Genomic DNA, 13,864 nt, shown 5'->3' with positions numbered 1-13,864 from the left:
GCCTCGCGCATCTGCCGCCGAAGGCGGTCGGCATGCGCCAGGTAGTCGTCGACGATCTCCGGCCGGTCGGCGAGCGTGTCGATCGTGCGCTTCGCGGCGTAGGCGGTGGGCGGCTGGATGGCGGCCGTGAACATCGAGGTGCCGGAGAGCAGTTCGAAGGCGTCGACGGCCTCCGCCGGCCCGGCGATCGCGCCGCCCTCCAGACCGACGGCCTTCGACAGCGACACCATCACGAAGTCGGCCCGCTCCCGGATCGCGGTCGCCTCGCGGGCGTACGGACGGTTCTCGGGCCCGTACACCATGAAGCCGTTGGCGTCGTCGATCATGCTGATGGCGCCGTGCCGGTCGCACTCGTCGAGAATCTCCACGATCGGCCCCATGGTGCCGTCCGCCGAATAGAGGCTCTCGGCGATCACCACGGTCTTCCGGCTCCGGACCCGGTCCAGGAGGCGTGCCAGGTGGGAGACGTCGTTGTGCCGGAACGCGTGGACGCCGCGCCCGTAGCCGAGCCCTTCGAGTCCCTTCCAGATACTCCAGTGCACGTCACGGTCGACGACGAAGACGGTGTCGCGGTTACGCACCTCGATCCCGGTGTCGAAGTGCGCGGCGCTGCTCATGGCGTGGACGAACCCGATGTTGGCCAGCAGCCCCGTGGCGAAACTGATGGCCCGCTCCTTGCCGGTGCGGCGGGCGATCGTCTCCTCCAGCACCTGGTGCGGGCGGCAGATTCCCTGGGTCATCCGGGAGCCGCTGGTGCTCAAGCCGTGGGCGAGCGCCCCCTCGGCGAAGTACCGCCGCACCGGTATGTGACGCTCCAGTTCGAGAAAGCTGATGCTCGCGAAGTTCACCAGCTCACGGCCGCCTCGAACGATGGTCGCTCCGACGGGGCCGTCCACCACCGGCGGGCGGTACGCCGTCTCGTGCGCGTTCGCCTCGACGAAAGCGGCGAAGGCCCACGGGGCCAGGCGGTCCACGGACGACGGTGCGGGGGTACGGGACGTACGGGACATACGGGACGCGGTCATGGCGAGGCTTCTCCTCCATGAGGGGCGCGGGGCGGCAGGGGCTCCAGGGCGGCGGCGAGGTGGCCGAGCGAGGCCGTTCCCGCCAGTTCGTCCGACGCGACCCCGGTGAGACCGGACTGGCGGAGCAGCGCCAGCAGACGGGGGACGGCGACGAGGGTGATCCCGTGATCGGCGAGGCAGCGGTTCATGTCCACGGCGGCGGATCTGCCGAAGGAGGAAGGGTCGACGGCGGCCATGGCAGCGGCGAGAGCCCATTCGGCGTGCGTCTCGGGTGGGCGCGACGGGACCAGTGGGGCCCGTGTGCCGCTGGTGTCGGTGCGCAACTGGACCGCAGGACCGCCGTGTTCGGGACCGGCCGGGGACAGCACGTAGCGTCCGGGCGCCAAGATGCCGGCCACTTCGCCGAGATGGTCCAGGACGTGGCGGTGCAGGTCGGCGACGGTGACATCAGGGGCGGTACGCGCGTACGCGACGAGATGCGGCGCGTCGCGTACGCCCGTACCACCTCCGCTTCCGTCCCCCTCAGGCGCCACCGTCACGCCGAGCACTCCGGAATGGCCGCGCAACACCTCTTCGACCATGGCCGGGCGCACCCAGCCCTGCGGGGCGCGCCACCATCCGGCGGCGGCCGGCGCGAGCGGGAGCGCCGGAACCGGGCAGTCGGCGCCGTCGGCGAGCGCCCGCAGCAGAGCGCACAGGCGGACGGGCAGCGCCATGGCCTGTTCGGCGTCGAGCAGGTGGTCCCCGACGGTGACGTCGAGGGTGACGACGCCCCCGTCCCGGCCGAGGTCGACGTACAGCGTGTCGCAGGGCTCGTCGGGCGCGCTGCTGATCCAGGCGGGCGACGTGCCCGGCGACGTGTCCGGCGGCGTGTTCTCCACGGGGGCCAGATAGCCGCGCGGCCACGAGTAGCAGTTGTACTCGATGGCGGGTACGGTCACGACGCCGCGGCGGCGGTCCATGCGGGCCTGGGCGGCGACCAGTTCCGCGGGGCGGTACTGACCGTGCCGGTAGGCCGCGGACGAGGCGGCTGCGACCGAGGCGGCCACCTCGCCGAACGCCGCGCCCGGACGGAGGTCGAGCTGCACCGGAACCGTCAGGGCCCGGACGCCGACGCTGCCGCGCAGCGCGGCCCGCGCCCGGTTGGAGACCACCACCGACGCGAGGAACCGGTGTTCGCCGGTGCGCGCGGCGACATCATGGGCCAACGCCGCGAGCACGACGGTCTCCGGGCTGACGCCGTAGCGCCGGGAGACGCGATCGAGGTCGTCGTACGCGCTCACCGAGCGGTACTGGAGGCGATGCCGCCCGCCGCCGCCCTCGGTCCCGCCGAACGGGGCCAGCACACCGGTCGGATTGCCCGCGAGACGCGTGAGCCACTCACGCTCCGCCGCGCGGGCGCGTTGTGAGGGCTGGGCGGCGACCGTGTCGAGCAGATGCGTGCACGCTCCCTCCGACGACGCGTCGTCGCCGCGCAGCCGACCGTGCAACTGGTTGATCAGTACCGCCAGCCCCCACCCGTCGATCACCACATGATGAGCGGCCAGCAGAACCGCATACGGCTTTCCCGACTCCAGCAACACCCTTGCCCGCCACGGTGGTTCGCGCTCGGGATCGATCGGGCAGGCGGCCAGCGCCGCCGTGGCCGCCTCCAGGGTGTCGGCGTCGGCGGCGGGGACGTCGACGCAGTCGACCGGCAGCGGGGCCCAGTCCGCGCGGTGGACCTGCTGTACGGGACGGAGCGGGTCGACGGTGGTGCGCAGCGCCTCATGGCGGGCGGTGAGGGCCGCGAGCGCCGCCCGGACGTCGGCGACCGTCGCCGGGGGCGGTACGTGGCAGTGGTCGGCGAGCGGCGTCGGATTCACCCGCCGCGGGGAGGGGATGGTGCGCTCGAACCAGTGCCACTGCTGTACCCAGGTCAGCGGCCCGCTGCGGGTGACGGTGGCGGGAGTCGGCACGCGGCTTACGGCCGGACCGACGCCCGTACGAGCGCCCGCACCCGTCCCCGTACCTGTAGCCACGCCCGTACCCGTACTTGTACCCACGCCCGTACCCGATTCCGGAAGTCCACTGTTCACGGCCGGGACCTCATACCGCTCGGACCACGAGAGCCGCGTTGTGGCCGCCGAAGCCGAAAGAATTGCTGAGCGCGATCCGCAGTCGCTCATGGTGCTGCGCCTCGTGCGGCACGAAGTTGATGTCCGGGTCGATCGGCTCGTCGCAGTTGACGGTCGGGGGGACGTCGCCCGTGCGGAGGGCCTGGATCGACGCCACGAGCTCGACCGCCCCGGCGGCGCCGATCATGTGCCCGGTCATCGACTTGGTGGAGCTGACCGGAATCTGGGTGACACGGTCACCCAGCACCTTGTGCAGGACGGCCGCCTCGGTGGCGTCGTTCAGCAGCGTTCCGGTGCCGTGCGCGTTGACGTAGTCCACGTCCGACCCCGCTATCCCCGCGTCGCGCAGCGCCGCCTCGACGGCGAGGCACGCGCCCCGCCCCTCCGGGTGCGGCGCGGTCCAGTGATGGGCGTCGGACGTCGCCCCGTACCCCGTGAGTTCGGCCAGCGCCGCGGCCCCTCGCGCGGCGGCCGTCTCGGCGGCCTCCAGCACCACCACGGCAGCTCCTTCACTCATCACGAACCCGTCGCGGTGCGCGTCGAACGGGCGGCACGCCGCGGCCGGGTCGTCGTTGCGCTTGGACAGCGCGCGGGCGTTGCCGCTGCCCGCGAGGTCGACGGCGGTGACGCAGGCGTCGGCGCCGCCGGCCAGGACGACATCGGCCTCCCCATCGCCGATCATGCGCATCCCCGCGCCCACCGCGTCCGCGCCGCTGGCGCACGCCGTGCTCTGCGCACGGCTGGGCCCCTGGGCGCCCAACCGCATGCTGATCTCACCGACGGCGCTGTCCATCGCGGTCGTGACCTGGGTGAACGGGCCGATGGCGCGCGGTCCCTTGTCGCGCAGCGTGTTCGCGGCGCGGTAGATCGACCCGACCGGTCCGTAGCCGCTGCCGATGATCACCGCGACGCGCGGGGCGAGGCGCTCGTCGACGACGAGTCCCGCGTGCTCGCACGCCTCCAGCGCCGCGGCGAGGGCGTACTGCGCGTACGGGTCGGCGCGCCGGCTGACCCGCGGGGGCATATAGCGGCCGGGCGTGAACCCGCGGACCTGGCCGCCGATCCGGACTCCGAGGCCGGGCACATCGATCGCGTCGTCCACCCTGCCGATGCCGCTGTGCCCGGCCAGCATCGCCGCCCACGTCTCGGGAACGCTGTGGCCCAGCGGCGTGACCGCCCCGTACCCGGTGACCATCACCCGCCGCCGGGCCCGGCCCCGTACGCCGCCGCCCCGCCCTCCCGCGTACGTCACTGGGGAACCACCCCCGCGTCGCGCAGGGCCGGGAGGATGTCGTCGCGGGCGACCGGCACCATGAGCACGGCCGTGCCGCCCCGCGCGCAGAACCGCCGCGCGGCGCGGATCTCCTCGGTCAGCGCGGCCTTGTCGCGCAGCACCCGGCAGTGGATGCCGGACCCGTCCACCGCGGGCGGCGGCGCGTCCGGGCGGACGAAGGGGAAGCGTTCGGCATCGAGGCCGAGGCGGGCGCGCTGGGCGTCCAGCCAGCCGTAGCCGCCGTTGCACAGCACCACGTACAGCACGCCGCCGTGGGCAGCGGCGGTGACCGTGATGTCCGCGCGGGCCGCGAGGAACGCCCCGTCCCCGACGAACGCCGTGACCTCGTGGTCCGGGGCGGCCCGCTTGACCCCGAGGGCCGCGGCGGCTCCGAAGCCCAAGGGGGTCTGCTCCGACGGCACGACGGATCCGCCGCCGACGCGGAAGGGGAAACCGTAGGACCACATGTCCTGGAGTCCGTTCTCCTGGACGAGTACGCGGGGCTCACCGGCGGTGGCGTCGAGCGCGGCGAGCAGTTCGACGACGCGGATGCCCGGCAGCGCCGCCGCGCGGGCCGACTCCGCCTTCGCCTCCAGCGACATGGCGTGCCGGGCGGCGGCGATGTCGTTCGCCCACACTGCCTCCGTTGTCTCTTCGGCCTTACGGTCCTCGTCCAGCGCCCGCGACCAGCCGAGCACGGCGTGCCGGGCGTCCCCGAGCACGCGCGGGCCCCAGAACTCGGCCGACAGCCCGCCGGGATCGATGTTGACCTGCACCACCGGGACCGGGGGCCACGGCGTCCCGCCTTCGACGGCCGTCTCCTCCAGTCGCCCGGCGAGCGACACCACCAGATCGCAGGAGGACCACAGTTCACGGGCCGGGGCCGCGGCGTAGAGGCCCGCCACGCCGCAGAACAGCGGGTGGTGCTCGTCGACGGCGCCGCGGCCGGACGCGGTGGTGAAGAGCGCCGCGCCGAGGCGTTCGGCGAATCCCTCGACCACGCCGCCGCCGTTGCGGTGCCGCATTCCGCCGCCCACCAGCACCACTGGGCGCCGGCTGGCGCGCATCGCCTCCAGCGCCGGTCCCGGGATGACGGGGACGGGCTCAAGGATCAGTGGTTCGGGCAGCGTCGGCAGCGGTCCGGTGACGATGACCTCCGCCGTGCGGACGTCGTCGGGCACCTCCAGGTACACGGGCCCGGCCGGCGGCCCCACGGCTCGGGTCAGCGCCGTCACCGTCGCGGGGACGACCCGGTCCGGGTGGCCCGCCCGGTGAGCCCACCGCACGAGGGGCGCCACCACGGCGACCTGGTCCAGCTCCTGGAATCCGCCGCTGCCCCGGCGCCGTTCGGGCGCGCCCGCGGCGAGTACGAGAACCGGCGCACCGGACTCCCGCGCCTCCAGCAGCCCCGTGGCCGCGTGCGTGACAGCCGGGCCCTTGCCCAGCGCGCATACGGCGATCCGGCCCGATTGCAGGGCGTAGCCGGTCGCCATGTACATCGCGTTGCGCTGGTCACGGCACGGTACGAGGTCCAGTCCGGCCGCGTCGAGGGCTCGCGGCAACTCCAGGTCGTCGCCGGGCAGTCCGAAGCAGGTGTCCACCTCGTTCGCCACCAGCACGTCGACGATCGCGGACCACGCGTCGCCGTACCGCACGCGCACCCGGCCGTCGCACGCTTTGCCCGCCTGAGGTCCGTTCCCTCGCGCCTCGTTCACCCGCGCCTCGCTCACCGGGGACACGTCCCACGCACGGCGACAGGAGCGGACGCCGGGAGGTTCTCCGCCACGGCCTGCGACATGAGCAGCGGTTCGGCGTGCCGCTCGCCGCCGTACGCGACGTAGTTCGCCATCATGCCGAAGCCGCCGAACGGGCGGTTGCCGTCCTCGGCGTCGAGCAGTGTGTGGTCGACACAGGTCCGGTGCCGCTTCGCCAGGACTTCCACCGTCTCCGGGTCGTGTCCGTAGACCATCGCGCCCAGCGCGCGTTCGCCGAAGAACGGGCTCGCCAGCCGTTCCCGCAGCCGCCGCGCACTGGGGTAGGCCACGACGTTGAACACCGGGGCGAACATCTCGTCAAGGGGAATCTTGTCGTCGAAGGCCCATAACAGCACGGTCGGTTCGACCCTGCGGGACCGCAGATCGATGCGCCCGCCGTGCCGGATGCGGCTCACGTGACGTACGAGGTAGTCGGAGCAGTTCACCAGCGCCGAGTCGTAGCAGAGGGGACCGTAGTCGGCGGCGGGGTCGCTGTTCCGCCCGAAACGCAGCGACGACAGCTCGGCGGAGAGCAGATCGACGAACTCCTCGGTGCGGCCCTGCGGCGCGAACACGACGTCGGGACCGAAGCAGTCCTGTCCCGAATTGTGGAGACGTATTCTCGTGACGTCCCGCACGGCGTGCTTGAGGTCGGCGTCGGGCGCGATCACGAAGGGGTTGATGCCGCGACCGAAGAAGAGAAGGAGCTGGTCCTCCGCCAGCCCTTCGCGGACGGTCTCGGCGTTGGAGTAATTGCCGGTGAAGACGATGAGGTCCGCCTCGCGCGCCGGGCCCGTGACGAACTTGCGCCGGCTGAGTTCGCACAACTCGACGGGCAATCCATGGACCGGCGCCAGGAGAGCGTGTAAGCGCCGCATCTGGCTTTCGATCGCGGAGGACGGCCGAAAGGCGATTCTGTCGGTGTAGAGGGACGCCACGAGCATGTACAGCGCGTACGAATAGAGCGGAATGTTGGAGGGCGTGAACACCGCGGCCCGTGGCACGAGGCCGGGCCGGGTCCGTAGAATTTCCTCCTGCGCTCCGTCGAGAGCGGCGAGGAACGAACGAATCTCCGCGGCGGCGGTGCGGTGGGGCGACATCTCGGTCAGAATTCCCATCACCGTGTCTGTGCTGTCTGTACGGTCCGTGTCATCTGCGTTGTCGGCCACGTACCGGCGCACCGCGCGCAGCGCGTCGAGACGGTCGGCGAAGGGGATGCGATAGCCGGTCGCGCCGAGGGCGGCAGGTTCGGGCGCAGCAGCGTCGGCAGCCGTATGGTGCGGCGCGGGCAGCGAGGTCATGGCGATCTTCTCCAGAACGGCCAGGTCGGGCTTTCCCGTACTCGTGAGGGGCAGCGACGGAAGCACGACGATGCGGTCGGGCTGCTCGTAGCGGGCGAACACGGGGCGCAGCACCCGCTTCCAGTGCGCGGGCTCGCGACCGTCCGGGTCCGCGATCACGAACACCAGATGACAGCCCCGCCGCTCGTCGGGGACGGCGACGACCTCCGTCCGAGCGCCGGCCGACGCGGCGGCCCGCTCGGCGAGGTGGTCGGGGTAGAGCGTGTGGCCGTCACGGTGCACGGCGCGCTTGCGCCCGATGGGGAAGACGCGCCCGGCGTCGTCGAGCAGACCGATGTCCCCGGTGCGGTGTACGGGCCCGGGAACCGGAACGATCTCGCCGCCGGCGCCCAGATGGCCGGTCATCAGGCCGTCGCTGCGCACGACGAGTTGGCCGATCCGGCCGCTGGGCAGCGGCCTGCCGTGCTCGTCGTGGACCTCGACGGCCACGCCGGGCAGCGGCGTGCCGCACCCGACCGGATCGGCAGGGGCTGCCAGTGCGATGTTCCCCACCTCGGTCGCTCCGTAGCCGTCGAGCAGGCGCCGGCCTGTACGGGCGTGGAACCGCGCCGCCAGGTCGCGCCCCAGCGGTGCGCCGCCGACGCACCAGGCCCGTACCGTCTCCAGCGCGTTCGCGAGGGCGGGACGGCGGTCGAGCAGATTGAGCAGGCTGTAGTAGGTCGACGGGGCGGCGTCGACGATGGAGAGGCCGTGGTCCGCGCCGAGCGTGAGCATCCGGTCCAGGCGCGCGTCCGGCCCGTGGACCACCAGCGTGCCGCCGCCCAGCCACCAGCTCAGGACCAGCGACAGGCCGTACTGGTGGGAGTACGGCAGGACGGGCAGGAAGACGTCATCGGGGCGGTACCCCATGCGCTCCGCGCTGAGCGCGAGGTTGTCCAGGATCGAACGGCCGGAGCGGACGATGCCCTTGGGGGCGCCCGTCGTACCGGACGACCACGAGATCGCGGCGTCCCGGCGCCGCGCCCACGCCGCGGCATCGGGCACATCCGCAGGGGGCGTAGCAGGGGCCGTGGCCGGAGTCGTGGCCGATGCGGATACGGGCCACTGCGCCGCGATGTCGCCCGTACCGTCGCCGATGTCCAGCACCACGCGCGCCTGGGCGCGGATCTGCGATTTCCGTGCCGGGGCGGCTCGGTGATCGGCGAAGACCACCGAAGCGTCCAGGTGGATGAGCGCGATCAAATTCACGGCCCATTCCGGGGAATTCGCCCCGCTCATCATCACCCGCGAACCGGGTCCGATGCCGCGGCGCGCAAAGAATTCGATGGCGCCGAATATGCGGGCCACGATATCGCCGGTCTCCCAGATACGCCCCTCGGGCGACACCAAGCGCCTGAATATGGGCAACTCGTGCTCCTCAACGCCAGGTGGTGCGCGCAACTTCCTGGACGTACACGTTTGTCGACCCACTGCCCCGCGATAATGTCTGTGTCTGTTCAACAAGATACAGCCGAAAGCGACTATCCCACACCTGTAGTCCGGTGTCGAGTACGCCAATGATGCCCCCGGAACATATGGGCCCGCTGGGCACGCAGTAATGGAATGGATAAGTGACGAATAGTCAGTCGCCAGAGAATGCAGGGACTGCTGAGCAGATGTGGACGGAGGCGGCCGGAAATGGCGAGGTGGCTCGCACGCCGTGGGCCAGGGCGTACGAGCCACCAGAGCGGGCCGGACTCCTAGAGCCAGACGATCGGCTCCCAGTGACTGGCGGGCTTGTTCCGGATGATGCGTCGGATAGCTGCGAACACGTGATTCACCTCCCTTCGTCAGCGCGGACCTGATCCCTTCGTCGGCGCGGGTCTGACGGGGGTCTTGAGGGTGCGGTGCAGGGTGAAAGGCCGGGGGAGGACGGAACCGGAGATCAGGGGGCGGGCGTCGCCGCCGCTGACGGTCAGGCGGGCGTCCTGGGCCAGGACGGCGACCGCCTCGGTGATGAAGGTGTGCGCGACGGCCGCGCCGGCGCAGGTGAACGGGCCCGCGCTGAAGGGGAGATAGGGGCCCTGGCCGCCCGGCTCGTTCCAGCGCTCGGGCCGGAACATCTCGGGACGGTCCCAGCGGTGCGGGTCGTGGTGCAGCAGGTAGGGACTGACCGAGAGGACCGTGCCCGCCGCGAACGGCAGACCGCCGAATTCGAGGGCGTGGGGTACGGGCCGGCCGACCATCCAGACGAACGGGCGGCAGCGGCCGGCCTCACGCACCAGCCAATCGGCGGGCCACGGCCAGGGCGGGCCGGACGGATGGTGGACGCAGGCCAGCAGGAGCGCCCAGGCCACCGCGTAGCCGATGTTGCCCACGATCGACTGGAACAGCAGCACGTACAGATTCGCCGCCGTCCCGTCGGGGAGCTCGTCGGGGCAGGCGGCGATCACGGCATCCAGCACATCGCGCGGCTCGCCCGCCAGGGACCCCTCCGCCCAGTTCCCCTCCGCCCGGCGGACGCGGACCTGCTCGGTGATCGCGGCCAGCAGCTTGGGGCGCAGCACTTCGGCCCGTGCCCGCTCCCGCATCCGCGGCTGGCGGGCGGTCAGCCCGGCCGCCACGGCCTGTTCCAACTGCCGCCGCAGCGCCGGAGGGGCACCGGGGTGCAGCAGCACGTCCGCCGTACACCGGTACACCAGCATCGGCCCCGCCCCGGGCCACCGGCTGACCGGGCCGAGCCCGGCCGCCGCCTCGGACAGGCTCTGACGGTAGGCCGGTACGTGCGCCCGTACCAGATTCCGGACGGCGCGGCCGAGGGCGGTCTGTGCGGCCCGCGATGGCAGCATGTCCCCGAAGAAGGTGGACATGCCGCCGTGGAACATCGGGTCGTGCAGCACCGTGAGCGCCTGCTCGGTGTCCCGTACGCACCAGGCGCCCCATGGGAGTTGGAACACCGCGGCCGGACTCCGGCGCGCCCGGTCCTCGATGTACCTCAGCGGATCGCGCCGGAACCGGCGCATTTCCCTCACGCTCACCGCACGCCCTTCCAAGGGGCCGTGGCCCAGGCCGACCGTTCGCCACTGATGCCGACCTACTACCCATGGGCAACCCTGCTCAATGCAGCGCCACCCGTAAGAGTGAACTCACGTGCCCTTCGCCTCACTTCGCCACCCTCCGGGAACGCTTTCGGGGCTCGCCGCCCCTGGCCGGCCCGGCCTCCGCTACGCGACGGGGAAATCGAAATAGGTGTCGGGATGCGGTTCCGTTTTCAGTGTGTAATGCCACCATTCGCAGGCGTACGCGCTGAATCCGGCTCCGTCCATGACGGACCGCAGGGAACGGCGGTTCGCCGCTTCGGCCCGCGTGACCCCGCCGGCCCCGTGGTGCGAGACGGAATCCATCAGGTCGTGGCCGCCGCCCATGGGAGCCAGCTCACCGGTGGACAGGTGGTACAGCGTCAAGTCGACGGTACTGCCGCGGCTGTGGCCCGACTTGGCGGCCACGTACCCCCGGTCGAACATCTCGGCCCTGTCGATATTCGGGTAGTGCCGCGGCTTCGTCCGCCCGTCCTCCGGCTGCTGAGACCAGCGCATAAAGCAGTCCACGGCGCGTTGCGGGCGGTAGCCGTCCCAGAGGAGCAGACCGAACCCGAGGCCCTCGGCCCTTTCCCGCGCCGCTCCCAGCGCCGCGCACAGGGCCCGCGTGCCGACTATGCGGTTCGCCAGGTATCCGTCCACTGGTTTGCCGGTGAAGTTGTCCCAGGTGGCGTACTTGGCGTCCCAGCGTATTCCGGGCACGAGTTCGTCCACGAAGACGAAATCCTCTGTCATCGGCTCTTCCCCGTCAGCGCCAGCGACACCAGCCGGTCGATCACTTCCGAGAGCGGTACCTCCGCCGCCGCCATCATCCTCGGATAGCGGCTGTACGAGGTCATGCCGGGCAGTGTGTTGACCTCATTGAGGACCACTCCGCCGTCCTCCTTGAGGAACATGTCCACCCGCGCGAGCCCCCTGCATCCGAAGGCGCGGTATATGGCCTTCGCCGTCTCCTGGACGAGCGAGCGCGACGCCTCCGGGATGTCGGCGGGCACGATCGGCGTGGAGTTCTCGGAGCCGCTTTCCGGGGCGGACTCCTGGTGGATTTTGAAGAAGCCGTGGGAGAGGGCGATCCGGTCCACCTCGCCCGCGAACACGTCCGCGCCGTTCCCCAGGATGGCGCAGCCGATCTCGCTGCCGACGACGGCCTTCTCGATCAGCACCTTCGCGTCGTACTTCCTCGCGGCTTCGACCGCGGCCGGCAGTTCCTCTTTCCGGGACACCTTGCTGACGCCGAAGGACGATCCGGAACGGGCGGGCTTCACGAAGACGGGATAGCCGAGCCGGTCGGGATCGATGTCGTCGTCCTCCGTGACGGTCCAGAAGTCCGGTGTGGCGATGCCCGCGCTTCGGGCCACGGTATAGGCGAGGGATTTGTCCATGCACAGAGCGGAGCTCTGGATGTCGCACCCCGCATAGGGGATTCCGGAGAGTTCCAGCAGCCCCTGTATCGCGCCGTCCTCGCCGAGCTTGCCGTGCAGCACGGGCAGCACGACGTCCAGCGGGACCGTTGCGTACCGCCCCTGCTCCAGCACGAGCAGTCCGGGCGCGTCCCGGTCCGGCGACAGCACCACCCGGCGGCCGCTGCCGTTCTCCCAGTCCGCTTCAGGCCCGTCGCAGAGCTTCCAGGCACCGCTCCGCGTGATCCCGATATAGAGCGGCTCGTATGTGTCCGTATCGATGTTCCGCGCGACCTCCCGCGCGGACTTGACGGAGACGGAGTGCTCTTCGGAACAGCCTCCGAAGACGATGCCGACCTTCAGCCTAGCCATGCTGATTCCTGCTTTCGAACGCGAGGCAATTGATGATGGAGTTCTCGACGGTGTCGCTCAGGGCGTGGTCCGTGTAATAGGCGGTATGCGGGCTGATGAACACATTCGGCATCTCCTGAAGCCGCAGCAGCGATTTGCTCCTGATGCGGCCGTCCCGGCAGTCGGCGTAGAAGATTCCCTCCTCGCCTTCGAGGACATCCAGCGCCGCCCCGCCCAATCTGCCGCTCTCCAACGCCGGAACAAGGGCCTCGGTGTCCAGCAGCGGGCCGCGTCCCGTATTGATGACGAACGCGCCGCGCTTCATCCGCCCGATGCGCTGTTGGTCGAGAAGATGGTGCGTGTCCGGGGTGAGCGGCGCATGGAGCGTCACGATGTCGCTCAGCCGCAGCAGCTCGTCGAGAGAAACGTGATCGGCGGCCGTCTTGGGGCGGCTGTCATAGGCGAGTATGCGACAGCCGAAACCCTGAAGCCTGTCCACGACGGCCGAGCCGATGCGGCCCGTTCCGATCACCCCGACGGTCAGGTCGCGCAGTTCCTTCCCGCGCACGTCGTGCAGCCGGTAGTCGTGCATGTCCGCGCGGCGGAGCGTGGATTTCGCGTTCCGGAGCGCCATCAGCATCAACATCAGCGTGTAGTCGGCCACACTGTCAGGTGAATAGGCGACGTTTCCGATGGAGATTCCGATGCTCTCCGCGTATTCCGCATCGAGGTGGTTGCAGCCGATGCTCCTGGTGGAGAGGTACGCCACGCCGGCCCGACTGAGCGCGAGAAGAGCGGGGTTGGTGATCCGTGTCTTGTGGCCCACGCTGACGCACCGGTTTCCGGCGGCCAGATCGGCGTTGGCCTCGGACAGCGGGGCCTCCGTGATGGTCGGCGCTATCCCGAAGCGGGGCGCCGTCTCCCGGAACAACGCGGCCTCGTCCTGGCCGCATCCATAGACCGTGATCCCCACCGAGGAGACGGCCGAGGAGGATGAGGAAGAGTCCGTCGACGGCTGAGTGGTGCGGCGGAGGTCTGCTGTGCGGGCTGGTTCGCTGTGGGGCATGGAACCAGTGAAGACGGCCCGGTGTTGCCGGAGCGTATGCGGATTTCGATATGCGGGCGATACGTTACCTGGAGGCAGCGTCGTGTCGCGCCGACGGCATTTCGTGAGCATATCGAAAAGCGCATACGCGACGGCAACATCGCGCTGTTTTCACTGGCTGCATGACCTACAGCGAACCGCCCTCCGCCGAACTCCGCATTCTCAGCCGCCGCGACGCCCGGACCCCGTCATGATCCCGCTCAGCCTCGGCGAGATCGCCGGAATCGTCGGCGGTACGGTCACGGGCGACGCGGGCGACGCGGGCGACGCGGGCGTGACGGTGACCGCGCCCGCCGTGCTCGACGGACGGCGGGCCGAGCCGGGCGGCCTCTTCGTTGCCTTCGCCGGTGAGCACGCCGACGGCCATGACTACGCCGCCCTGGCCGGCCGGGCCGGCGCGGCGGCGGTGCTCGGCTCCCGGCCCACGCCGCTGCCCACCGGCGTCGTCGACGCCGCGCGGG

At 71.0% G+C, this 13,864-nt stretch carries 10 protein-coding genes; 1 reads left to right on the top strand and 9 read right to left on the bottom strand.

Translation table 11 applies throughout. The features are described from left to right. From ACFU99_RS13490 to vanH, 9 genes are all read right to left on the bottom strand, one after another. Positions 1 to 1,025: aminotransferase class I/II-fold pyridoxal phosphate-dependent enzyme (locus ACFU99_RS13490; protein WP_384390314.1), on the bottom strand; the 1,025-nt coding region annotated here is incomplete at its 3' end. Beyond that, positions 1,022 to 2,983: a condensation domain-containing protein gene (locus ACFU99_RS13485; protein ID WP_384390311.1), complete on the bottom strand. Its 1,962-nt coding sequence runs from the start codon at positions 2,981 to 2,983 to the stop codon at positions 1,022 to 1,024. The genes ACFU99_RS13485 and ACFU99_RS13490, both read right to left, overlap by 4 nt. Before the next feature lie 130 nt (positions 2,984 to 3,113). After that, a complete protein-coding gene (fabF, locus tag ACFU99_RS13480; RefSeq protein WP_384390307.1) occupies positions 3,114 to 4,394 on the bottom strand; it encodes a beta-ketoacyl-ACP synthase II in 1,281 nt (426 codons plus the stop codon). Beyond that, positions 4,391 to 6,145 carry a thiamine pyrophosphate-binding protein gene (locus tag ACFU99_RS13475; protein ID WP_384390304.1) on the bottom strand — a complete coding sequence of 585 codons (1,755 nt, stop codon included), beginning with the start codon at positions 6,143 to 6,145 and terminating at the stop codon, positions 4,391 to 4,393. The genes fabF and ACFU99_RS13475 overlap by 4 nt, the downstream gene beginning before the upstream one ends. Continuing rightward, positions 6,142 to 8,877: an aldehyde dehydrogenase family protein gene (locus ACFU99_RS13470; protein WP_384390300.1), complete on the bottom strand. Its 2,736-nt coding sequence runs from the start codon at positions 8,875 to 8,877 to the stop codon at positions 6,142 to 6,144. The genes ACFU99_RS13475 and ACFU99_RS13470 overlap by 4 nt, the downstream gene beginning before the upstream one ends. A gap of 422 nt (positions 8,878 to 9,299) precedes the next feature. After that, entirely contained in the window at positions 9,300 to 10,487 is a 1,188-nt protein-coding gene (locus ACFU99_RS13465; protein ID WP_384390297.1) for a cytochrome P450, read from the bottom strand. 186 nt (positions 10,488 to 10,673) lie between these two features. Continuing rightward, positions 10,674 to 11,282, bottom strand: a complete 609-nt coding sequence (vanX, locus tag ACFU99_RS13460) for a D-Ala-D-Ala dipeptidase VanX (RefSeq protein WP_384390294.1) — start codon at positions 11,280 to 11,282, stop codon at positions 10,674 to 10,676. Next, entirely contained in the window at positions 11,279 to 12,319 is a 1,041-nt protein-coding gene (gene vanA-Sc / locus ACFU99_RS13455; RefSeq protein WP_384390291.1) for a D-alanine--(R)-lactate ligase VanA-Sc, read from the bottom strand. Before vanA-Sc ends, vanX begins: the two co-directional genes overlap by 4 nt. Continuing rightward, a complete protein-coding gene (gene vanH, locus ACFU99_RS13450; protein ID WP_384390317.1) occupies positions 12,312 to 13,364 on the bottom strand; it encodes a D-lactate dehydrogenase VanH in 1,053 nt (350 codons plus the stop codon). The genes vanA-Sc and vanH overlap by 8 nt, the downstream gene beginning before the upstream one ends. A gap of 229 nt (positions 13,365 to 13,593) precedes the next feature. On the opposite strand from vanH, the gene ACFU99_RS13445 reads away from it, so the two are divergent. After that, the coding region (locus tag ACFU99_RS13445; protein ID WP_384390288.1) for a Mur ligase domain-containing protein at positions 13,594 to 13,864 on the top strand (271 nt) is incomplete at its 3' end.

This window comes from Streptomyces sp. NPDC057654 (assembly GCF_042800135.1).
In the GTDB taxonomy this organism is placed as follows: Bacteria; Actinomycetota; Actinomycetes; order Streptomycetales; family Streptomycetaceae; genus Streptomyces.
Note: the sequence above shows the minus strand (reverse complement) of the source record. Positions and strands in the feature narration are given on the sequence as shown.

Excerpts from the sequence above, each read along its gene's own strand:
- vanA-Sc (WP_384390291.1), bottom strand. The coding sequence starts at position 12,319 with ATGGCTAGGCTGAAGGTCGGCATCGTCTTCGGAGGCTGTTCCGAAGAG.
- vanH (WP_384390317.1), bottom strand. The coding sequence starts at position 13,364 with ATGCCCCACAGCGAACCAGCCCGCACAGCAGACCTCCGCCGCACCACT.
- vanX (WP_384390294.1), bottom strand. The coding sequence starts at position 11,282 with ATGACAGAGGATTTCGTCTTCGTGGACGAACTCGTGCCCGGAATACGC.